The organism is Cohnella nanjingensis, assembly GCF_014212125.1.
GTDB classification, from domain to species: domain Bacteria; phylum Bacillota; class Bacilli; order Paenibacillales; family Paenibacillaceae; genus Cohnella; species Cohnella nanjingensis.
The window spans coordinates 141,060-162,684 of record NZ_JACJVP010000030.1; the positions used below are offsets into that span (position 1 = coordinate 141,060).

Consider the following 21,625-nt stretch of genomic DNA (forward strand, 5'->3'; position numbering starts at 1 on the left):
ATTTAGTATATGCGGCAAAGCCGCGGGAAGCAAGTACATGTGAGCTAAATTGCCATTCAAGATCGACACAAAAAGTCCTTGATCTTCGCCTTGATAAAAACGGGCAATTTGCTATATTGAAGAAAAAAGCATATAAGTGGAGCGTGCCCCGTGCGCAAAGTCATCCTTCGCCCGTTATTCTCTTCCCTCTTCGCTCCCGTCACCGCGTTCCGCGGAGCCGCCGCCAGCTCGCTCGGGCTGTTCGTCGGCATGCTTCCGCTGTTCGGCATCCGTTTTATTTTGGTGCTGGCCCTTTCTTGGCTATTCCGCTTCAATCTGGGCGCGCTGCTTCTCGGTCTTGCCGTCACCGCTCTGCTCCCCTTCCTTCATCTGTTGTCGTTCTCCGTCGGAGAGCGGCTGGCCGGGTATGACATCCCGTTCTATTCGATGAAGTATCTCGCCTTGTCGCATCTGGCGCAGTGGACGCCGGGCAGCCGCATTCACTTGCTCGGCAGCGCCGTCGCCGGGCTGACGCTCGCCGCGGCGGCGTTCCCGCTGTTCCTGCTGCTGTACCGCCTGCCGCGGCATCTGCCCCATCGCCGCCGGGACTACGTATTCCAGGACGAGAGCGGCAGACGCTTGTCGTTCATCCGCCGGTTCGGCGCGCTCGGCCTATCCGTGGCGATGCTGATCCTCGCGGTGTTCGGCGCCAGCATCGGCGCCAATCCGTTCCTGCCCAAGCTCGCGCTGGGCCATGCCCGCTCGGCTTCCCGCATCAGCCCCGTCGCCGAGAAGCTCAGCGAGAACGCCCTGCTGCAGCAGCTTCGGGAAGAAGAGCGCCTGCATCCGACGTTCCAGTTGGACTACCGCAAGCATCATCAGTTCAAGCCATCCCCGTCCCCAGCTGCGAAGAGCGCCCGCGAGGTGTACGCCTTCTACGTCAATTGGGACGAGAACAGCAAGCAATCGCTGGTGCAGTACGGCAAGGAGATCAACACGCTGCTGCCGGAGTGGTATCATCTGAAGTCCGACTTCGGCTTGGACGATCAGACGGACCCGGCGGTCATCCAGATCGCCAAGAGCCAGAATCAAAAAGTCGAGCCGCTGATTAACAACTACGCGAACGATCAGTGGGACGCGGATACGCTGCACCGCTTGCTGCAGTCCCCCGAACAACAGCAGAAGCTGATCGGGGCGCTGTACGACCAAGTGGCCGAACGCGGCGAATCCGGCATCAACATCGACTTCGAGGCGCTTCGTTCGGAAGACCAGGATGCGTATACCGCCTTCGTCCAATCGCTCGCCGGCGCGTTCCACGCCCGCGGTCTCCAGGTGACCGTGGACGTCCCTGCGGACGATGACGCCTTCGACTACGGCGCGCTCGCCAAGTCGGCCGACCGGCTCATCGTCATGATGTACGACGAGCACGAAGCGCAGGGACATCCCGGGCCCGTCGCCTCGGACAACTGGTTCGAGCAGTCGCTGGACCGCTTGGACATCCCGCCCGACAAGCTGATCGTCAGCATGGGCAGCTACGGCTACGATTGGGTCGAGAACAGCCAGCAGCAGGGGGACGCGTTGACGTTCGGAGACATCATGGAACTCGCGCAGCAATCCCGGCTCGTCGTCCATTGGGACGACGAGAGCGGCAACCCTTACATGCGCTATCGGGAAAACGGGGACTCGCATATCGTCTGGTTTCTGGATGCGGCAACCGCCTATGACGAGCTGAAGGTCGTCCGGGAGAACGGCTTCCCCGGCGTCGCGGTCTGGCGGCTGGGCTCGGAAGATCCGACCCTCTGGCGGATGCTCGGGCAAGCCGACCCCAAGCTGGACCAGCTGTCCTCCCTGTCCAGTCCGAACCCGGTCCACTACGCGGGAGAAGGCGAGATCCTGCGCATCCGTTCCGCATCGGCCGAAGGCCGCCGGACCTTCGAGACGGATGGGGACGGCTATATCGCCGACGAGACGTACGAGACGTATCCCAAGCCGTTCGAGATCGAACGCTACGGCAAACCTGCGGGCAAGCAGGTCGTGCTGACGTTCGACGACGGGCCGAGCGGAAAGTATACGCCCGAGATCCTCGACATTTTGCGCAAATACGGCATTCATGCGGCGTTCTTCGTCGTCGGCGAGAATGCCGAGATGTTTCCCGACCTGATCGAGCGCATCTACAAGGAAGGCCACGAACTGGGGAATCATACGTTCACCCACCCGAACGTCGCCTCCACCTCCCCGTTCAGGACCCGGCTGGAGCTCAACGCGACCCAGCGGCTCGTCCAAGAGATCACGGGACATTCGATGACGTTCTTCCGTCCGCCGTACGTTGCCGACGCGGAACCCTCTTCTCCCTCCGAGCTGCTGCCGATTCTGCGCGGCCAGGAGATGGGCTACACGATGGTCGGCGAGCTGATCGATCCGGAGGACTGGTCCCGGCCGTCCACGGCGGAGATCGTGCGCCGCGTCCTGTCGCAGCTCTCCGAAGGCAACGTCATCCTGCTCCACGATGCCGGAGGGAACCGCGATCAGACCGTCGAGGCGCTGCCGATCATCATCGAGCGGCTGCAGCGCGAAGGCTACACGTTCACGACGCTCAGCGCGCTGATCGGACAGACGCGGAAGCAGACGATGCCGCCCGTCGCCCGACAGGACGTTCCCTTGATGGCGTATGACCGCGCCGTGTTCAATTGGCTTCATCACGGAAATGCGGCGCTGCAGGCGATCTTCTATTCGGCGATCGTCATCGGCCTCTTCCGCGTCGCCTTCCTGTTCGCCCTTGCCTGGCGGCACAAGCGCGCCTACCGCGCGATCCGTCCCGACGACGACTATAAGCCGCTGGTCAGCGTCGTCATCGCCGCATACAACGAGGAGCAGGTCATTTGCAAGACGATCGCCTCCATCCTGGGCAGCGACTATCCCGCGATGGAGATCATCGTCGTGGACGACGGCTCGAAGGACGGGACGGCCGATGCGGTTAGTTCCGCCTACGGCGGCCGCGGAGACGTCCGGCTCGTCGCCAAGGCGAACGGAGGCAAAGCCTCCGCCGTCAACCTCGGCTACCTGGAAGCGCGGGGGGAGATCGTCGTCGCGCTCGATGCCGACACGTTGATCGCGGGCGATGCGATCTCCCTGATGGTCCGCCACTTCCGAGAGCCGCGGATGGCCGCCGTCTCGGGCAACGTACGCGTAGGCAACGCCAGGAACCTGCTGACGATCTGGCAGCATATCGAATACGTGACCGGCTTCAATCTGGAGCGCCGCGCGTTCGATCGGCTGAATTGCGTCACGGTCGTGCCGGGGGCGATCGGCGCCTGGCGCAAGTCCGCGGTCGAGCAAGCCGGCCTGTACCGCGAAGATACGCTCGCGGAGGACGCGGACTTGACCCTCTCTCTTCTGCGCCGGGGCTGGAAGATCGGCTACGAGGAGCGCGCCTATGCGTTCACGGAAGCGCCGGAGGATGTCCGCGGCTTCGTCAAGCAGCGCTACCGCTGGACCTACGGCACCCTGCAATGTCTTTGGAAGCACCGCGGCGCGCTGTTTAATCCGCGACAGTGGACGCTCGGGTTCGTCGGCATGCCGAACATGTGGCTGTTCCAATATGTCTATACTTGCGTGTCCCCGCTCATCGACCTGCTCTTCCTCTTCTCCCTGTTCGCGGGCGGTTCCCGGATCGCGACGATCAGCTATGCGGCGTTCTTCCTCCTGGACTTCCTGGTGGCGCTGTTCGCCTTCCGGCTGGAGAGAGCAAACCCGCGGCCGCTGGCCTGGCTCTTCCTCCAGCGGATCGCTTACCGCCAGCTCATGACCTGGGTCATCCTCCGGGCGCTCTGGGCGGCGATTCGAGGTGCGGCGGTAGGCTGGAATAAATTGCAGCGAAGGGGTAATGTAGAAGTTAACCGACCTTCCTAAGTATGAACGGCTTCGCCGTTCGCTCTAGAGGGCGATAAGTTTTTATCGGAAACGGATCAGCGAAGGATACGCGGAGCTTTTGCTTCCTGTCCGTTAAAGTAAAGGAGATTCCATGAACGCCCCTTTGTCTGCCTGGTTCGAACGCGGCAAGCGCTACTTGAAAATTTTGCTTCCCGTCCTTATTCTTGTCTTTTTGTACAGCCAGACGCATGCGTTCCTCCGGGATATCCGGCCCTCCGTCGCGCTGCACATCATGGGCCGCATTCATCTCGGCGGCCATCTGCTGCTCCTTGGCGTCAGTCTCTTCGCGGTGTCGATCATGATCGGCTACGATCTGCTGCTCCTGCGCTGGAACGGCGCCAGGCTGCCGCTTCGCACGGTCTGGAAGATCAGTTGGATCTCCAATTCGTTCAACAACGCGCTGGGGTTCGCCGGTTTCACGGGCGCGGGATTGCGCTTGATGCTGTATCGGAAAAGAGGAGTCTCGGGACAGGGCCTGCTCGGTTCGGTGCTTTACCTCAGCCTTTCCGGTTTGACCGGGTTGTCGGTACTCTGCCTGCTGCTGCTCGGAGGGGCGTGGAAGGACCATGCCCTGCTCCAGGACCATTCTTGGCTGTTGATCGCCATTATCGGCGTCTCGGTCTACCTGCCGGTCTTCGCGCTGTTGAAAGTGCTCCCGCTGCTGAAGCGCGCCGTGGGCGTGGAAGGCGGCTCGAACGCGCGCTGGACGCCGGCCGTCGCGGCGATCGCGGCCTCGTTCGCGGAGTGGATCGCCGCAGCGCTCACCTTCTGGGTGGCGGCGCGGATGCTGCACCTCCCGATGGACTTCCGCGATGCGGCAGGCATCTACACGATGGCCGCCGTCGCGGGGATCGCCAGCTTCGTCCCCGGCGGCCTCGGTTCCTTCGACGTCGTCGCGCTGCTCGGACTGAACGCGTTCGGCATCCCGCCGGCGCGGGCGTTGGCCCTCGTGCTCGTCTTCCGGATGTTCTATTACTTCATCCCGCTGTCGATCGGACTGGCCCTCGCCTCCACCGAGTGGCTCCCCGGCAAGGAAGCCTGGAGCAACGCGTCCGGTCAAGTGCTGAAGCCCGCCGTTCGCCGCTGGCAAGCCATCTGGAACTGGCCGTCCCAGATGGCGATTCTGCGCGACTTCGGGGGCTGGGCGCTCGCCGCGCTCGTCTTCCTGAGCGGCGCGCTGCTGCTCCTGTCCGCGGCGACGCCGGGACAGTGGCACCGGATGCATCTGCTGGAGCACTACATCACGCCGCTCACGATGAAGGGCTCCCATCAGCTCACCGTCTTGATCGGTCTGCTGATGCTGGTGCTGTCCGAAGGCATCCGGCTCCAAGTCAAGCGGGCGTATTATGCCACCCTCGTCTTGCTGCTGGCCGGGGCAGTCTTCTCGATTCTGAAGGGCTTCGACTACGAGGAATCCCTGTTCCTCGCCTTCGTCTTCGTCCTGCTCTGGCTGTCCAAGGACCGATTCCGGCGGGAGGAGGCCCCCTTCTCCGCCCGAAAGATCGCGGGCTGGGCCTTCGTCACGCTCGCCGTTACGTACCTCTATCTGTCGGTAGGCAGGCTGACGAACGATCTGCCGGAGCGCTTCGTTCGGTCGAAGCTCTACGCGCGGTACATGCTCCAGGACCAAGACTTTTTACACGAAGCCGTGCTGGCGCTCGCCATTACTTGGATTCTGCTGACGGCCCGCTGGCTGCTGCGGCCCCGATTGCCGGTCTCCCCGCTGCCGGACAGCCGCGCGTTCGCGAGACTGAAGGCGTTCCTGCAGACGCACCGCGGAAACTTCCTGACGCACCTGCTTTTCCTCGGGGACAAGAGCTTTCTGTGGACGGCCGACGGGAGAGCCATGCTCGCCTACGGCGCCACCCGCAAAACGCTCGTGGCGCTAGGCGATCCGATCGGGGAACCGGCCGCGATTCGAGATGCGATCCGAACGTTCCGCGAGTACGCCGACAGGTATGCGTCCACCGCCGCCTTCTATCAGGTCAAAGCGGAGTACCTGCCGATATACCACGAGTTCGGCTACCGATTCTTCAAGCTCGGCGAGGAAGCCGTCGTGAACTTGGCGCAATTCGGGCTGACCGGACGCAGCAAAGCCGATCTGCGCGCCGCTTGCAACCGGTTCGAGAGGGAAGGCTATCGCTTCGAGATGATCGAAGCGCCCTTCCCTCAGCTGTTTCTGCTGGAGCTGCGCGAGGTGTCGGACGAATGGCTGGGAGACCGCGCGGAGAAGGGCTTCTCGCTCGGGACGTTCCGCGAGTCGTACCTGGAGCTTGCGCCCATAGCCGTGCTCAAGGATCAGGAGGGCCGCACGGCCGCGTTCGCGAGCCTGATGCCGGTCTATGACGGCGGGAAGTCCGTCTCCGTCGACCTGATGCGCTACCGGAAAGGGCTGCGCAGCGGCGTCATGGACGTGCTGTTCGTCCATCTGCTGCAATGGGCCAAGGCGTCCGGATACGAACGGTTCAACCTGGGCATGGCCCCGCTCGCGAGCGTCGGCGAATCGGAATATTCCTATCGGGGGGAGCGCATCGCGCGCCTGATCTTCCTGAAGGGCAATCACTTCTACAGCTTCCAAGGACTGCGGCGGTTCAAGGAGAAGTTCGATCCGGTATGGGAGCCACGTTATCTGGCCTACCCCAAAAATGCTCCGCTGGCCAAGATCATGTACGGGGTGACCCGAATCGTGTCCCGAAGCCTGCCGCGCAACGGCAAATAAACCAAGACGCCCCGGGCGGCTGCAGTTAGACCTGCGGCCGTCGCCGGGGCGTCTTGGTATTGTCGGGCGCAAACGCCGGTATCGGGATGCCCTTAGGCGTCCTCACAAATGCTTGGTCAAAATGCTCTCCACATGGCGCAGATGCTCGCTCATGCGGGCGGTAGCCTCCTGCGGCTCGCGGTTGGCCACCGCCCGGGCGATCGCCTCATGCTCCCTGAACAACCGCTCCGCTACGGAGCGGTTGGCGTACAGTTCCACGCGTCGCACTTCGCGGATCGCCCGCTCCATCTGGCCGGTGATCGACTCGAACAGCCGTACCATGATCGCATTTCCCGTCGCGCGGGCGAGGCTCAGATGGAACAACAGGTCGGTCCGCTCTCCCTCCAGATCGTCTCCGATCGCCTGCGCCATCTCCTGCACCACCCTCCGCAGCGCGTCCACGTCCTCGTCCGTGCGTCTGGACGCGGCGATGGCCGCGATCGACAATTCCAAGGTCTGGCGGACTTCGAGCAGCTCCAGCAGCGTCTCGCGGTTCACACGCAGCGACTCGATCTCGGGGACGGTTTCGGCGGGGGCGCTGCGAATGACGCGGCACCCGCCGCCCTGGCGAATCTCGATGAGCCCCATCGCCTTCAAGGCGCTGAGCGCTTCGCGCGTGGTGGAACGGCCGACGCCGAACCGCTCGGAGATCTCCTTCGTCGAAGGGAGCTTGTCGCCGACCTGGAGCTTGCCTTCGAGAATTTGGCGTTTGAGATGCTCCGTCATTTCTTCGTAATGGTTCCGCTTCGTCAGCCGGGTCGCTTCCATGCCGCGATGCGCCTCCTTATCCTACGGGGGATCCGTTCTTCTTCCGCCCTCGTTCCCTCGCCGTTCAGCCTACGATCAGCGCATAGACGATGCCGGGCCCGTGGACGCCGATCGTCAGGTCGTTCTCGATGTCCGAGGACCGGCTCGGGCCGGAGATGAAGTGAATGCCGGCCGGCAGCTGCTCGCGTCCGGCGCGGTCGAAGTTCACGAGCACCTCGCCTAACCGCGTCTTCAGCCGTTCGATCGGGATGACGATCATGAGCACGGTCGGCAGCAGCGAGACGGAGCGCCCCTTGTCCTTGGCGGACAGGACGGTCACCGAACCGGTGTATGCCGCCGCGTAATCCGCCGCGACGACGCCGATATCGGCCTCCGCCGCGCGCGCCTTCCAGTGCTCCTCCGGATCGCTGTTCCATACCGAGATCCGGGCGTCAGGCAGCGCGGCTTCCAGTCCGAGCGCGTCCAGCTCCGCCTGGTTCTGGCGCACGACGAACCGCGCTCCGAGCTCCTTCGCCTTGCCCGCGATGAAGTCGCGCACCTCGTCCGCGTTCGAGAGGCGCGCGACGTGCCCGCCGACGCTTCTCCAGTTGTCGGCGAAGCGCGCGATTCGCTCTTCCTCGGTCCATTCGAATTCGCGCCAGAAGTCCAGCGCCCCGCGGTAAGGGTGCGCGGGCTTCTCCTTCATCCGCGGATGCCGCAGGCGCGCGGCGATCCCGTTCATGAACGTCTCCTGCTTGGCGCGGGAGGCCGCTTCCATCTCCTTCAACCACGCCGCATGCGCCGTCTCGCTCTTGTCAATGTCCGCCATGTCCGGCGCCTCCTCCCTGCTGCCGCTGCTTCACGGCGTTCTCCAACCGGCGCTGCATCTCCGGATTCAACTCCTGCAGCCCGTGGCGGATCTCCTGATCGAGCGTCGCCCAGCGGTCGCGGAACGAAGCGCGCGGCAGGCTCGGCGTGACGCGGTAGCTGTTCCACCCTTTCAGCGGTCCGATCTTCGTGCGGATCTCGCCTTTGCGGACGACCAGCTTCTGTCCGATCTTGCCCAGCGCCAGAATGGCTCGGAGCCGCGAAGCGTTCGCCATGAGCACGGCGAAGCCCTTCATGCCGGCGGCTTCGAGCTTGTTGCCGTGGCCGCTCTCGACTTTGCGCCTGCGCAGATAGATCAGCATCTCGTGCAGCGGGATCTTGACCGGACACGCCTCGTAGCAAGCGCCGCACAGGCTCGACGCATTGGCGATATCGTCCCATTCGGCGATGTTCTTGTTCAGCGCCGGCGTCAAGACGGCGCCGATCGGCCCGCTGTAGGTGCTGCCGTAAGCATGCCCGCCGATGTGGCGGTAGACCGGGCAGGCGTTCAGGCAGGCGCCGCAGCGGATGCAGTTGAGCAGCTCCTGGAACTCGGGGTCGCCGAGCTGCAGGGAACGCCCGTTGTCGACGATGATGATATGCATCTCGTCCGGGCCGTCCGCGTCGTCCGACCGCCGCGGGCCCGAGATGCCCGACATGTACATCGTCAGCTTCTGGCCCGTCGCCGAGCGCGGCAGCAGCGTCGCCATCACTTCGAGATCCTCGAAGGACGGGATGATCCGCTCCATGCCCATCAGCGTAATCTGGGTCTTCGGCACGGTGGTGACCATCCGCGCGTTGCCTTCGTTCTCGAACAGCACCATCGAGCCGGTCTCCGCGATCGCGAAGTTGCAGCCGGTCATCCCGATATCGGCTTCGAGGAACTTCTCTCGCAGCTTCTTGCGGACGAAGCCGGCCAGCACCGTCGTATCGGCTTCGAGCCGCTCGCCCGCCACCTCGGAGAGCAGATCGGCGATCTGATAACGGTTCTTGTGAATGGCGGGGATGACGATATGCGACGGCATCTCGCCCGCCAATTGGATGATATACTCGCCGAGATCGGTCTCGATCGCTTCCACGCCGATCGTCTCGAGCGCATGGTTGAGATGCAGCTCCTCCGACACCATCGACTTGGACTTGACGACGCTCTTCGCCGACTTGCGTTCGGCGATGTCGAGCGAGATGCGGACCGCTTCTTCGCCGGTATCCGCGAAGTGGACGTGCACGCCGTTCGCGCGCGCGTTCTCGACGAACAGGTTCAAGTAATAGTCCAGATGGGCGATCGTGTGGAGCCGGATCTGCCGTCCGCGTTCCCGCCATTCGTCCCAGTTTCCGTGATCCGCCGAAGCGTTCTTTTTCCCGTTGCGCAGCCGTTCGGTCGTGAACTTGACCGCCTTGCGCAGGAACTCGTCGTTCAAGGCGAGCTCCGCCCGTTCCTTCACGGATGGATGTGCCGCTCCCGTCGCGCTCATGCCAGGTTCGCCCCTTCCGCAAGCAATTCGGCCAGGTGCATGACCCGTACCGGTTCGTTTCGGTAACGCAGGTTTCCCGCGATGTTCATCAGGCAGGCCATGTCGAGCCCGACGAGCACCTCGGCTTCCGTCTCCTTGACGTGATCGGCCTTCTCCGTCACCATCGCGCCGGAGATGTCCGCCATCTTCACCGCGAACGTGCCGCCGAAGCCGCAGCAATCTTCCGCGAACGGCAGCGGGATGAACTCCAGCCCCTTCACGTGCCGCATGAGCGCCATCGGCTCATCCTTGACGCCGAGCAGCCGGGTGCCGTGGCAGGAGGGATGGTACGTCACCTTGCGCGGGAACGTCGCGCCGACGTCGGTCACGCCCAGCACGTTCACGAGAAACTGCGCAAACTCGTACGACTTCGCCTGGAGCTTCAGGGCCCGTTCGCGCTGAACCGGATCGTCCTCGAACAGCTTCGGGTAATGGTGAATCATGCCCGTGCACGAGCCGGACGGCGAGATGACGAAGTCGCTGTCCTCGAACGCGTCGAGCAAGGTCAAGGCGCTCGCCCGCGCTTCCTTCCAATAGCCGCTGTTGAAGGCCGGCTGGCCGCAGCACGTTTGGATCCGGGGAAAATCGAGCGCTATGCCGTATTTGGCCAGCACCCGGACCATCGCTTCCCCGACGCGGGGGTAGATGGCGTCTCCGAGGCAGGTGATAAACAACGACACCTTCATGATAGGCACCTCTTTTTCGAATGGATGAGGAGGTTTTGACTCCATTTTATCAGTTTGTCAGGTTGTCAGACAAGTTGGAGATGCCCAACGCCGAAGGCAACCGCCTTCGGCGTTGGGTTCGATGAGGGGCGGCGTGCATGCCGTATCGCTACACCGTACCCGGCGAGAGATGGCGTGCATGCCGTATCGCTATACCGTACCCGGCGAGAAATGCGTGCATGCCGTATCGCCTATACCGTACCCGGCGAGAAATGCGTGCATGCCGTATCGCCTATACCGTACCCGGCGAGAAATGCGTGCATGCCGTATCGCCTATACCGTACCCGGCGAGAGATGCGTGCATGCCGTACCGCTACACCGTACCTGGCGAGAGATGGCGTGCATGCCGTATCGCTACACCGTACCCGGCGAGAAATGCGTGCATGCCGTATCGCTATACCGTACCCGGCGAGAAATGCGTGCATGCCGTATCGCTATACCGTCCGCACGGCGATGCCGCGCTCGGCGAACTGACGCTTCGTCTCGGCGGGCAGCCGCCGATCGGTGATGATCGTGCCGACGCCGTCCAGATCGGACACGTGCGTGAATGCCTGCACGCCGAACTTGCTCGCGTCGGCCAGAACGACGACTTGGTCGGCCATGCCGACCATCTTGTGCTTGACGCGCGCCTGCAGCTCGTTCGACTCGCTGATCCCCCGCTCGAGATGAACGCCCTTGCAGGAGAGGAACGCCTTGTCGACGTGATAGGCGTCGAGCGAGCGTTCGGCCAACGGGCCGACGAACGACAGCGAGCGCTGCGCGAGCGAGCCGCCGGTCGAGATGACCTCGATCTTCTCCTTCGCGGCAAGCTCCATGGCGACCTTGATCGAGTTGGTCAGCACGGTCAGCGGGATGTCCGGCATCTCGCGCGCCATGTACCAAGCGGTCGAGCTCGCGTCCAGCAGAATGCGGTCACGCGGTTGAATGAGGCCGATCGCCTCCTGGGCGATCCGCTTTTTCTCCTCCGCATGGACGATCTCCCGTTCGAAGTACGGGATCTCCGGCTGCTGGTGCTGGTCCTTCACGCTAACCGCGCCGCCGTGCGAACGCCGCAGGCGCCCCGCTTGCTCGAGCCGGTCCAAGTCGCGGCGGATCGTCTCCTCCGTGACCTGGCACAGCTCGCTCAGCTCGGATACCCGAATGCTCCCCCGCTCGTTAACCAGCTCCACTATTTTCTCGTAGCGTTCCGCGACCAGCATAAGCAACCTCTTCTCCACTAACTTCATCTATTGTCGACGCAAGCTCCCTCGGCTCACGTTCCTTGCAGTCCCGTCGCGCGCAGGAATCGGCCGTATGCGTCGTCCCATGCTTCCCATGCTTCCGGCTCGTAGACGGTCACCGGGAACGAATCCCGGATGACGCTTCGCGCTTCCCAGATATCCGACAGCTCGCCTTGGGCGATCCATTGGACGACCAGATTGCCGATCGCGCTGCCTTCGGCGGGCCCGGCCCATACCGGCTTGCCGATCGCGTTCGCGGACCATTGGCAGAGCAGCGTATTCTGAATGCCGCCGCCCACCATGTGCAGCCCGTTGAACGATTGGCCGGACAGCCGCTCGGTCAATTCGAGGATATAGCGGTACTTCATCGCGAGGCTCTCCAGAATGCAGCGTACGACGGCGCCCGGTTCCTCCGGCGGACGTTGGCGCGTACGCTCGCAATAACGCCGGATCTGTCCCGGCATGTCGCCCGGATGCAGGAATGCCTCGTCGTCCGGATCGATGAACGCGGCGAACGCGGGCGCTCCGCCCGCCAGCTTCACTAATTCGGGGAACGCGTACGATTTTCCTGCTCGTTCCCATGCGCGGCGCGTCTCGTTCAGAATCCAGAGGCCCATAATGTTTTTCAGCAGACGGTAGGTCCCGTCCACGCCGCCCTCGTTCGTGAAGTTGAGCGCTCTCGCTTCGTCATGGATGACTGGACGCTCTACCTCCGTCCCTATGAGCGACCATGTGCCGCAGCTCAAGTAAGCGAACGAGCGGTCCAAAGCCGGTACGGCCGCGACCGCGGAGCCGGTGTCGTGCTCGGCGACCGCGAAGACGGGAATCGCGTCGATGCCCAGCTCCTCGGTGAGCGAACGGCGCAGCGCGCCGACCTGCGTGCCCGGCTGGACGATTGGGCCGAACCAGGACGCAGGCAGGCCTAGCTTGGCCAGCAATTCCGTATCCCAGCCGCCCAAGGCCGGATTGTAGAGCTGGGTGGTCGTGGCGTTCGTGAATTCGCTCTTCATCTCGCCGGTGAGGAAGTAGCGGAGCAGGTCCGGAATCATGAGGAACCGGTTCGCCTCGCGCAGCAGCGGATGATTCGCTTGCTTCAGCGCATAGAGCTGGAAGATCGAATTGAACGGCAGGAACTGAATGCCCGTCCGTCCGAATACTTCCTCTGGCGGGAGTTCGGCGAACAGCCGCTCCATCGCGCCGTCCGTATGCCGGTCGCGATAGTGGTAGGGATTGCCGAGCAGCTCCCCGTTCGCGCCGATGAAGCCGAAGTCCACCGCCCAGGAATCGATGCCCAGACTTTGTACTTGCACGCCTTGGTGCTTTGCCTTCAGCAAGCCCTGCTTCAGTTCATGATACAGACGGAGAATATCCCAATGCAAGCGGTCGCCCACCTGCACGGGATCGTTCGGGAACCGGTGCAGCTCCTCGGTCTCGATCTTGCGGTCCGTCAGCCGGCCGAGCAGCGCTCGTCCGCTGCTGGCGCCAAGGTCATATGCGAGAATGCTCGCCAAGATGGGCATCCCCTTTCCATTCGGAATCTGAAAGTCGTACGGCGCGCAGGGAGAGACGTCCTAGCGAAGTCCGACCTCTCGTCGGGCGCGGCGGGAGCGTCGTCCTAGCTAAGCCCGACCTCGCGTCGGGCGTGGCTGAAGCGTCGTCCTAGCGAAGTCCGACCTCTCGTCGGGCGTGGCTGGTTGATCATTTAGTTGCATTTGTACCATTTTTTTCGCTCAAATGGGCCGATATGGCTGAATAAGTTGTAATCGTACAACTTATTTCGGCCTTTTTCCGAGTAAAGCGGTATTCTCACGAAATAAGTTGTACATTTGCACCTTTTTTGCTTTTTTCATGCAGATAAGGCTAAAAAAGTTGTACATTTGCAACTAATCGAGAAACGAGGGCGGCTGAGGCGGAAAATAGCAGCTCGCTCCACCTCCCGCAACCGTGGCACTTACTCACGAATCGAGAAACGAGGGCGGCTGAGGCGGAAAATAGCAGCTCGCTCCGCCTCCCGCGACTGCGGCACTTACTCACGAATCGAGAAACGAGGGCGGCTGAGGCGGAAAATATCAGCTCGCTCCGCCTCCCGCGACCGCGGCGCTTACTCACGAATCGCGAAACGAGGGGCTAGGGCGGACAAATGCCAACCGCTTTCAGCTCGATGAACGGCTGGCATGTTCGTGCGTGCCACGCATCGAGTATGCAGGGAGCGCTCCGCGTTACGCGGCAACGAACGGCTAGCATGTTCGTGCGTGCCACGCACCGAGTACGCAGGAACGCTCCGCGTTACGCGCAACGAACGGCTAGCATGCTCGTGCGTGCCACGCAGCGAGTACGCAGGGAGCGCTCCGCGGCCGCCCGCCGTCCTCCCCGTTCCGTATTAACCGCGCTTCAGCAGAACTTCCTGCTCATAGGCTTTGACCTCCGCGAGCCATTGCTCGCGCACCGGCACGCCCTGCTGCTCGCAATAGTAGTCCCAGACGGCGCCGAACGGATACGACTTGAACTCCTCGGCGATCGCGAGGCGCGTCGTGTAGTCGCCTTCCAGCTCGGCTTTGCGCAGCAGGTCGACCGGCTCCAGCATGGCGCGGAGCAGCGCTTTGATCGTGTTGCGCGTGCCGATGACCCAAGCCGCGACGCGGTTGATGCTGGCGTCGAAAAAGTCGAGGCCGATGTGCGTCTTGCCGAGCAGGTCGCCGCGGACCAGCTCTTGGCCGATCGCGAGCAGCTCGTCGTCCATGACGACGACGTGGTCGCTGTCCCAGCGCATCGGACGGCTCACGTGCAGCAGGATGCCGTCCGCGAACAGCGCCAGCGAGGACAGCTTGTTCGAGATGACTTCCGTCGGATGGAAGTGGCCGGCGTCGAGGCAGATCAGCTTGTTGTTCCGAATGCCGTAGCCCATGTAGAACTCATGCGAGCCGACGACGTACGCTTCCGATCCGATGCCGAACAGCTTGCTCTCGACGGCGTCCAGATGGTAAGCGGGGTTCAGTTCTTCCGCGAAGATCTCGTCCAGCGATTCCTTCAGGCGCTGTCTCGGCGCCATGCGGTCGACCGGCGTGTCCTTGAAGCCGTCCGGCACCCAGACGTTCGTGACGCAGGTCTGGCCAAGCTGTTCGCCGAAATAGGCGCTGATCTTGCGCGACGCCTTGCAGTGGTCGATCCAGAACCGGCGGATCTCCGGGTCCGGGTGGCTGAGGGTGAAGCCGTCGCTCGACTTCTCGTGGGAGAAGCAGGTCGGGTTGAAGTCGAGGCCGAGCCCCTGCTCCTTCGCCCAATCGACCCAGCGCCGGAAGTGCTTCGGCTCCAGCCGATCCAACTCCACCTTCTCGTCCGTATCGACGTAGATGGCATGAAGATTCACCTTGTGCTTGCCGGGGATGAGCGAGAGCGCTTTCTCCAGATCCGCTCTCAGCTCGGCAGGCGTGCGCGCCGCGCCCGGATAGTTGCCAGTCACGGAGATGCCTCCGGTCAAGTCCTGGTCGCGATTCAGGAAGCCGCGCACGTCGTCCCCTTGCCAGCAATGCATGGAGATCTTGATCTGAGCGAGCTGCTTCAACGACTGGTCGACGTCGATGCCGTGTTCGGCGTACTGCGCCTTGGCCGCTTCGTAATTGCGTTTGACGTTCTCTTGCATACGATAATTCCTCCTCGGGGTTGCGTCCCCTATCGGTTAAGATGATGATCGGACCGGATAAGCGATGACGGACATGAGAGCGTTCTCAGCTTGGGTCGCGTCCAGACGGCTGTATTGGACGATGATCTTGATGTCGCTGCGCACCTCGATGGCGTAAGGAACGCCGACCGGAATCGACGCTCCTCCCTTCGCCAGCGAGCTGGTGCGAATATGCTTGGTCCGTCTGGCCGGGACGACCACGAGAATGTCTTCAAGCGGCGCGCGGTCCTCGAAGAAAACCGTAAAGCTGAGCAGCGCGTCTTCCGACGCCGTGTTGATGACGCACACCGACTCGTGGCTGGTGAGGCCGCCCGAGCTTTTCTCCGGAATATAAGCGTCCGGAATGTACCAGAGCTTCTCTCCTGTGGCTTGAGGCATTCCCGGTATCCCCTTCCGTTCAGATAATGGTTGGACGATTAGCGCGTGAACGCCGCGGGCACGCCGCCGTCGATCGTCAGCATGCAGCCCGTCGTCTTGTCGGACTTGGAGGACGCGAAGAAGGCGATGCCTTCCGCGATATCCCGCGGATAGATGTTCACGAGCAGGGTCGTGCGCTTGCGGTAGTATTCTTCCAGCTGATCCGGCTCGATGCCGTAGGCCGCCGCGCGCTCGTTGCGCCAGCTGCCGTTCCAGATCGCGGAGCCTTGGAGGATGGCGTCCGGCAGGATCGTGTTGACGCGGATGCCGTATTCGCCGCCTTCGGCCGCGATGCAGCGGGCGAGGTGCGCTTCGAGCGCCTTGGCCGCGCTGTAAGCCGTCGCGTTCTTGCCGGCGTAGACGGAGTTCTTAGAGCCGATAAACACCATGTTGCCGCCGATGCTTTGTTCCTTCATCTGCTTGAACGCTTCGCGGGCGACGAGGAAGTACCCGGTGCCGAGCACGTTGATATTCAGGTTCCATTCCTTCAGCGACGTCTGGTCGAACGGGCTGGACGTGGCGAGACCGGCATTGTTCACGATGATGTCCACGCCGCCGAACGCCAGCGCCGTCTCCGCGTACGCCGCTTGGACCGCCTCTTCGTTCGTGACGTCCATCTTGACCGCGACGGCCCGGTTGTCGCCGTACTTCGCGTTGATCTCGGCCGCGACCTTCTCCGCGCCTTCGAGGTTCAAGTCCGCCAGCACGACGTGCGCGCCTTCGGAGACGAGACGGCGGGCCGTCTCGCTGCCGATGCCGCCCGCGCCGCCCGTGATGAACGCGATCTTGCGGGAGAATTCGGCTTCGGCCGGGGCTAAAGACAATTTATACAGCTCGAGCGGCCAGTATTCCACGTTGTACGATTCGTTCTCGCTCAAGGAGACGAACTCTCCGAGTGCCGTCGCGCCGCGCATCACCGCGATCGCGCGGTGATAGAGCGCGCCGCTGACTTGGGACATCGCCCAGTTCTTGCCGGTGTTGATCATGCCGACGCCGGGGATCAGGATGACGCGTGGCGCCGCTTCGAACATGACGTCGCCTTCGTTCTTGTTGCGCTCGAAGTAGGCTTTGTATTGCTCCTTGTAGGCGGCCACGCTCTCTTTGAGGATCGCCTTCAAGCCATCGACGTCGTCCGCGTTCGGCGTCCAATCGATGAACAGCGGCACGACCTTGGTATGAACCAGGTGGTCCGGGCAAGCGGCGCCGACTTGGGACAGCTTCGGCGAGCGCTCGCCGCCTACGAACGCGAGTACGTCCGCTTGGTCGTCGAACGTCAAAATCATCTTTTTCGCGTCGCTGACGGCGCCGCGGATCGTCGGCATGACGGCGGCCGCGATCTGCCGACGGACGTCTGCCGGGAGCGCCGGATGCTTGGCGCCGCCGAACAGCTTCGCCTCGTCCGCCCGCGCTTCGATGAACGCTTCGGCTTCGCTGATGATCTTGATCGTCTGCGCGTAGCACGCTTCGGACGTCTCTCCCCAAGTGACCAAGCCGTGCTTCTCCATCAGCACCAGCTCCACCTTCGGATTCGCGAGCACGCCTTCGGCGATCATCTTGGACAGCGTAAAGCCTGGACGAATGTACGGTACCCATACGAAGCGGTCGCCGAAGATCTCGCGCGCCAGCTCCTTGCCGTTGTCCGCGCAGCACAGGCTGATGATCGCGTCCGGATGCGTGTGGTCGACATGCTTGAACGGGAGGAACGCGTGCAGCAGCGTCTCGATCGATGCGCGCGGGTGCTTGGCGTCAATCATACAATTAGCCAGGTAGGCGACCATCTCTTCGTCGGACATCTCCGGACGCTCGAACAGCGGCCGGATATCCTCCATGCGCAAGCCCGTGAAGTTGCCCGCCTTCATCGTCGCGAGGTCGGAGCCGCTGCCCTTCACGTACATGACTTCGACGTCGCGGCCGCGGAAGTCCTGTACGACCGTCTTCGCCGAGGTGTTGCCGCCTCCCCAGTTGCATACGCGGCGGTCTTCGCCGATCAGGTTGGAGCGGTAGACCAGTTCGTTCAGTCCGCCGGACTGCTGTGAGGCTTTTGCCGGATCCCACAAGCTTTGTACCATGGATGATAACCTCCGAATGAATGTTTGTTTTTATTTGTTTTGATCTTATCATATTTGTTTATTTTTGAATACCGCATTTCAAACAAAAACAAAAAAACTCCCATGCACTTTTGCACAGGAGTCCCTATTCTTTTCCAGCGGAACCAACTGTCAGCGGCACCGAATTTCTGCCAGTAACACCGACTACTTGCCGGTGATACCGACTCTCTGCCAACGTCACCGACTTTCTGCCAGCGGCAAATCTGCTCCATGGGGCCATCTGACGCCGTCCCCTTCTTCAGTCCGCCACCCGCAGGCCGAGGATCGCCAGATCCCGTTCTACGCCGTCCAGTTCGGCAACGCGGGGCAGATAGCCCCATTGCTCGAAGCCGTACTTCGTCAGCAGTGCGATGCTCGGCTCGTTGTGGCCGAAGACGAATCCGACGAGGCTGCGAATCCCGAGCCGCGGACAGCTCTCGATCGCATGCCGCATCAAGCGCTTGCCCAGTCCTTGCCCGCGATGCCGCTCGGAGATGTAGATGCTGATCTCGGCGGTGGCGTCGTAGGCCGGACGGCCGTAGAACGACTGGAAGCTGAACCAGGCGACGATGCGGCCGTCCAGCTTCAGTACCCACAACGGGCGGCGCACCGGCTCGTGCGCATGGAACCAGGCGATGCGGCTCTCGACCGTAACCGGTGCGAGGTCGGCGGTCACCTGCCGTCCCGCGATCGTGGAATTGTAGATGCCGACGATCTCGGGCAAGTCGTCCAAGACCGCGTCGGCGATATCATAAGCTCCGATCATGACGGCTCCCCCTCCTGTTCCTCCTGATAGACGATCGGAGGAATCGGACCTTCGTCCAACCGGATGTTGATATAATGATCGACTTCGGGGAACGGATCGTAAAAATGATGCAGCAGCGCTTTCCACTCCTGATACTGGGGCGATCCGCGGAAGCCGACCGTGTGGTCCTTGAGCGTCTCCCATTTGACGAGCAGGATGTATTGGTCCTTTTTCTCCACGCATTTGTTCAGCTCGTGGCCGATATATCCGCGCATGGACGAGATGATCTTGGAGGCTTTGCGGAAGCTGCTCTCAAAATCGTTGGTCAAGCCGGACTTCACGTTCAAGATGGCGACTTCGAGGATCATCTTTTTCTCTCCTTTAACTGTCGTAACGCTGCCCGGATTCGGGCTGCGGCTAATAACGGCGGAACGACCGGGCGCTGGCGTCTCACATTCGTCCCGTTCGCAGCGCCGTCGCATACTCCGGCCGCCCGCGCCGTAGCGCGATATCGGCGGCCCGCTCCCAGTCGTAGGGCACGAGGAGATGCTCGATCCGCGGCCCGGCATTCGTCCCGTCCGGACCTTCCCTCACGATGACGTATTCGGCAAAAGGATGGCCCGAGGCCATGACGTGCGGGATCGGCTCCTCGTCTTCATAGGCGGGAAGGCCGACGCTCCCGGCGTTCACCACCGTCTTGCCGTCCGGCAAATGGCGCAGGGCGAAGACGTGGCTGTGGCCGCAGAAGACGACGCGTGCCCGCACATGCGCAAGCTCGCGCCGCAGCCGGTCGGACGGCTTGTACGACGCGCCGCGCGGACCGACCTCTTCGAGCAGATACACGTCGTTCGCGTCCGGCGTGCCATGGCAGAACAGCCAATCTCCGTCCGACCATACGGCCGGGAATCCAGCCATCCAACGCTCCGTCTCTTCCGTAAGCAGCGGCTTTACGAAACGATAGGTCGGACCTGCGCCTTCCGGCGCTAGCAATACTTCATCGCAGTTCCCCATGAGATGGACGATCCGCGGATCCGCCATGAGCAGCCGGGCCGTGCCGATCGGATCGATCGGTCCGAACAGGCTGTCGCCCAAGCATACGATCCTGCCGATGCCCCGGGCGTCGATATCGCGCAGTACGGCTTCCAGCGCGTGCGCGTTGCTGTGGATGTCGGAGATGACCGCGATCGGTTCACGCGCCCGCCGATTCGTCATGACGCACCTCCTCGGCCATGCCCGTTCGGCCGGAGAGCTTCTTCCGCATGACGAACCAGCCGTCCTTCCCGTCCGGATAGGTACGGCGTCTGACGATCGCGTACCCCAGCTTCCGATAGAGCGCAACGTTCCCTAGGAGCGACGCGCGAACCTCGATCCGGGTCTCCGAATATCCTTGCCGGATGGCGAGCCGTTCCAGGTAAGCCATCGTGCCGCTGCCGATCCCCCGTCTGCGCGCACGTTCGAGGATGGAGACGCGTCCGATATACATGTATCGCTCGCTGAAGTAGTACTGGGCGGAGCCGACCGGCTCGTCCCCGAGCCAGACGAGCAGTGCGCCGCCGCGCCCCGCCAGCTTGCGTCGGATATCCTCCACTTCTTCCTTCAGCGCGGAAGGGGGCGGATTCAGCCGTTCCCGGTATTCGCCGAACGCTTCTCTCATGATCCGATGAACGACCGGCAGCTCCTCGTCTACGGCTGACCGAATCTCGTATCGCATGCGTCTTCCTTCCTTTCCGGGACTCGTCTTCTCTTAATCTATGCGCGCGAAGTCCGTCTCAGATCGTCAAAAAGTAATGATCGTACGTCTCGTCCCGCTCGAAACCCAATTGCTCGTAGAGCCGCTTCGCGCCCGCATTCGTCTTGGCCGTCGACAGCTCGATGCCCTTGGCGCGCGTCAACTGCCCGTACGCGATCGCCTCCGTGAGCAGACGCTTGGCGACGCCTTGTTGGCGGTAGGATTCGCCGACGAACAGATCGTTCAGAATCCAAGTACGCTTCATCGAGATCGAAGAGAATGCCGGGTAGAGCTGCGCGAACCCGAGCGCTTCGCCGGTGTTCGCGTCCCGCGCGAGGAAGATGACCGACTCCAAGTGAGCGAATCGCTCGAAGAGGTATTGCTCGGCTCCCGCCGGATCGGCGGTTTGTCCATAAAACTGACGATAAGCGTCGAACAGCGGGACCAGCACGCTGAGATCGGCTGCCGTCGCTTGGCTGACTTCCAAAAATCGCGTCATCGTGTTCCCCTCCTCATGGGCTAACTTCGTTCGTATCGGTGCGTTCCGTATCGGTTAGGAACTGAAGCCATTCTCGTTCAAGCTTAGCCGGTTCCGCATATAGCGGATATCATGCCCGGAGCGTAGTAGCGGTCGGTCGTCCGCCGGCTCATTCGGCCGCCTCGAACGGCTCCAGCGCCCTCCGGCCAAACCTCGCCTCTCGTTCAAGCCCGTGTGCCGCTGTGCTCGGCGAGCCATTCCAGGACGGGATAAGCCACCACGTGGCGATCGCGGTAAGCGGCTTGAACCGTGTCCCGATGCTCGCTTAGAATGCCGTTCTGCAGCATGGCCGCCTTGAATCCGCGTTCGATCGCGCCCTGATAGGTGAACAGTACGCAATATTCGGCCGCGAATCCGGCTACGACGACCAAGCCCGCTCCGCGTTCGCGCAAGACGGCTTCCAGATCCGTCTCCCAGAAAGCATTGGAATGGACCTTCCGGATCCGAACGTCGTCCGGCTCCACTTCGACTTCAGGCACGAACGCGTAAGTCTCTTCTTGATCCGCTTCCATGCCTTCGATATCCTGCACGTGGACCACCGCGTGCCCGCGTTCGCGGAAGAGACGAGCGACATGGTTGATATATTCGCAAGCTTGGGAGATGCGGGAAGCCTCCACCCGGTCTTGCAAGAACGCGTTCTGCATATCCACGACGAGTAAGGCCATCTTGTTCGGCACGTTCCCGCTCCCTTCG

The 21,625-nt window shown here is 62.4% G+C and carries 17 protein-coding genes; 2 read left to right on the forward strand and 15 right to left on the reverse strand.

The window, feature by feature from the left end; genetic code table 11:
• Window positions 1-150 precede the first annotated feature (150 nt).
• Entirely contained in the window at window positions 151-3,888 is a 3,738-nt protein-coding gene (locus H7C19_RS35510) for a DUF2062 domain-containing protein (RefSeq protein ID WP_221469333.1), read from the forward strand.
• Between the two features lie 112 nt (window positions 3,889-4,000).
• Window positions 4,001-6,628 (forward strand): bifunctional lysylphosphatidylglycerol flippase/synthetase MprF, encoded by a 2,628-nt coding sequence (gene mprF / locus H7C19_RS19045; RefSeq protein WP_185670632.1) that lies wholly within the window; start codon window positions 4,001-4,003, stop codon window positions 6,626-6,628.
• A gap of 102 nt (window positions 6,629-6,730) precedes the next feature.
• On the opposite strand, the gene H7C19_RS19050 is transcribed toward mprF, so the two are convergent.
• The 15 genes from H7C19_RS19050 to H7C19_RS19120 all read right to left on the reverse strand — a co-directional run bounded on the left by H7C19_RS19050 (window position 6,731) and on the right by H7C19_RS19120 (window position 21,609).
• Window positions 6,731-7,435: a FadR/GntR family transcriptional regulator gene (locus H7C19_RS19050; RefSeq protein ID WP_185670633.1), complete on the reverse strand. Its 705-nt coding sequence runs from the start codon at window positions 7,433-7,435 to the stop codon at window positions 6,731-6,733.
• 64 nt (window positions 7,436-7,499) lie between these two features.
• Window positions 7,500-8,243: a LutC/YkgG family protein gene (locus H7C19_RS19055; RefSeq protein ID WP_185670634.1), complete on the reverse strand. Its 744-nt coding sequence runs from the start codon at window positions 8,241-8,243 to the stop codon at window positions 7,500-7,502.
• The gene (locus H7C19_RS19060; RefSeq protein WP_185670635.1) at window positions 8,230-9,753 is read right to left on the reverse strand and encodes a LutB/LldF family L-lactate oxidation iron-sulfur protein; all 1,524 of its coding nucleotides are present in this window, start codon (window positions 9,751-9,753) and stop codon (window positions 8,230-8,232) included. The genes H7C19_RS19055 and H7C19_RS19060 overlap by 14 nt, the downstream gene beginning before the upstream one ends.
• On the reverse strand, window positions 9,750-10,478 hold the full coding sequence (locus H7C19_RS19065; protein WP_185670636.1) for a (Fe-S)-binding protein: 729 nt from the start codon (window positions 10,476-10,478) through the stop codon (window positions 9,750-9,752). Before H7C19_RS19065 ends, H7C19_RS19060 begins: the two co-directional genes overlap by 4 nt.
• A gap of 473 nt (window positions 10,479-10,951) precedes the next feature.
• Window positions 10,952-11,716 carry a DeoR/GlpR family DNA-binding transcription regulator gene (locus H7C19_RS19070; RefSeq protein WP_185670637.1) on the reverse strand — a complete coding sequence of 255 codons (765 nt, stop codon included), beginning with the start codon at window positions 11,714-11,716 and terminating at the stop codon, window positions 10,952-10,954.
• Window positions 11,717-11,769: 53 nt separating this feature from the next.
• On the reverse strand, window positions 11,770-13,248 hold the full coding sequence (locus H7C19_RS19075; RefSeq protein ID WP_246469603.1) for a rhamnulokinase: 1,479 nt from the start codon (window positions 13,246-13,248) through the stop codon (window positions 11,770-11,772).
• 869 nt (window positions 13,249-14,117) lie between these two features.
• Window positions 14,118-15,377 (reverse strand): L-rhamnose isomerase, encoded by a 1,260-nt coding sequence (rhaA, locus tag H7C19_RS19080; RefSeq protein ID WP_185670639.1) that lies wholly within the window; start codon window positions 15,375-15,377, stop codon window positions 14,118-14,120.
• Window positions 15,378-15,413: 36 nt separating this feature from the next.
• The gene (locus H7C19_RS19085; protein WP_185670640.1) at window positions 15,414-15,794 is read right to left on the reverse strand and encodes a sensory rhodopsin transducer; all 381 of its coding nucleotides are present in this window, start codon (window positions 15,792-15,794) and stop codon (window positions 15,414-15,416) included.
• Window positions 15,795-15,832: 38 nt separating this feature from the next.
• Window positions 15,833-17,902, reverse strand: coding sequence for a bifunctional aldolase/short-chain dehydrogenase (locus H7C19_RS19090; protein WP_185670641.1), 2,070 nt, complete (start codon window positions 17,900-17,902; stop codon window positions 15,833-15,835).
• A 277-nt stretch (window positions 17,903-18,179) separates the two neighbouring features.
• The gene (locus H7C19_RS19095) at window positions 18,180-18,686 is read right to left on the reverse strand and encodes a GNAT family N-acetyltransferase (protein ID WP_185670642.1); all 507 of its coding nucleotides are present in this window, start codon (window positions 18,684-18,686) and stop codon (window positions 18,180-18,182) included.
• Complete coding sequence (locus H7C19_RS19100; RefSeq protein WP_185670643.1) at window positions 18,683-19,033, reverse strand: antibiotic biosynthesis monooxygenase family protein; 351 nt, start codon at window positions 19,031-19,033, stop codon at window positions 18,683-18,685. The genes H7C19_RS19095 and H7C19_RS19100 overlap by 4 nt, the downstream gene beginning before the upstream one ends.
• Before the next feature lie 82 nt (window positions 19,034-19,115).
• Window positions 19,116-19,877 carry a metallophosphoesterase family protein gene (locus tag H7C19_RS19105; RefSeq protein WP_185670644.1) on the reverse strand — a complete coding sequence of 254 codons (762 nt, stop codon included), beginning with the start codon at window positions 19,875-19,877 and terminating at the stop codon, window positions 19,116-19,118.
• Window positions 19,855-20,376: a GNAT family N-acetyltransferase gene (locus H7C19_RS19110; RefSeq protein WP_185670645.1), complete on the reverse strand. Its 522-nt coding sequence runs from the start codon at window positions 20,374-20,376 to the stop codon at window positions 19,855-19,857. The genes H7C19_RS19105 and H7C19_RS19110 overlap by 23 nt, the downstream gene beginning before the upstream one ends.
• A 58-nt stretch (window positions 20,377-20,434) precedes the next feature.
• The gene (locus H7C19_RS19115; RefSeq protein ID WP_185670646.1) at window positions 20,435-20,893 is read right to left on the reverse strand and encodes a GNAT family N-acetyltransferase; all 459 of its coding nucleotides are present in this window, start codon (window positions 20,891-20,893) and stop codon (window positions 20,435-20,437) included.
• Window positions 20,894-21,096: 203 nt separating this feature from the next.
• Complete coding sequence (locus H7C19_RS19120; RefSeq protein ID WP_313731814.1) at window positions 21,097-21,609, reverse strand: cysteine hydrolase family protein; 513 nt, start codon at window positions 21,607-21,609, stop codon at window positions 21,097-21,099.
• Window positions 21,610-21,625: the final 16 nt, after the last annotated feature.

Coding starts and splice junctions, on each gene's coding strand:
- H7C19_RS19090 (WP_185670641.1), bottom strand. CDS start 17,902: ATGGTACAAAGCTTGTGGGATCCGGCAAAAGCCTCACAGCAGTCCGGC.
- H7C19_RS19105 (WP_185670644.1), bottom strand. CDS start 19,877: ATGACGAATCGGCGGGCGCGTGAACCGATCGCGGTCATCTCCGACATC.
- H7C19_RS19100 (WP_185670643.1), bottom strand. CDS start 19,033: ATGATCCTCGAAGTCGCCATCTTGAACGTGAAGTCCGGCTTGACCAAC.
- H7C19_RS19095 (WP_185670642.1), bottom strand. CDS start 18,686: ATGATCGGAGCTTATGATATCGCCGACGCGGTCTTGGACGACTTGCCC.
- H7C19_RS19050 (WP_185670633.1), bottom strand. CDS start 7,435: ATGGAAGCGACCCGGCTGACGAAGCGGAACCATTACGAAGAAATGACG.
- H7C19_RS19070 (WP_185670637.1), bottom strand. CDS start 11,716: ATGCTGGTCGCGGAACGCTACGAGAAAATAGTGGAGCTGGTTAACGAG.
- H7C19_RS19085 (WP_185670640.1), bottom strand. CDS start 15,794: ATGCCTCAAGCCACAGGAGAGAAGCTCTGGTACATTCCGGACGCTTAT.
- H7C19_RS19060 (WP_185670635.1), bottom strand. CDS start 9,753: ATGAGCGCGACGGGAGCGGCACATCCATCCGTGAAGGAACGGGCGGAG.
- rhaA (WP_185670639.1), bottom strand. CDS start 15,377: ATGCAAGAGAACGTCAAACGCAATTACGAAGCGGCCAAGGCGCAGTAC.
- H7C19_RS19065 (WP_185670636.1), bottom strand. CDS start 10,478: ATGAAGGTGTCGTTGTTTATCACCTGCCTCGGAGACGCCATCTACCCC.
- H7C19_RS19110 (WP_185670645.1), bottom strand. CDS start 20,376: ATGCGATACGAGATTCGGTCAGCCGTAGACGAGGAGCTGCCGGTCGTT.
- H7C19_RS19055 (WP_185670634.1), bottom strand. CDS start 8,243: ATGGCGGACATTGACAAGAGCGAGACGGCGCATGCGGCGTGGTTGAAG.
- H7C19_RS19115 (WP_185670646.1), bottom strand. CDS start 20,893: ATGACGCGATTTTTGGAAGTCAGCCAAGCGACGGCAGCCGATCTCAGC.
- mprF (WP_185670632.1), top strand. CDS start 4,001: ATGAACGCCCCTTTGTCTGCCTGGTTCGAACGCGGCAAGCGCTACTTG.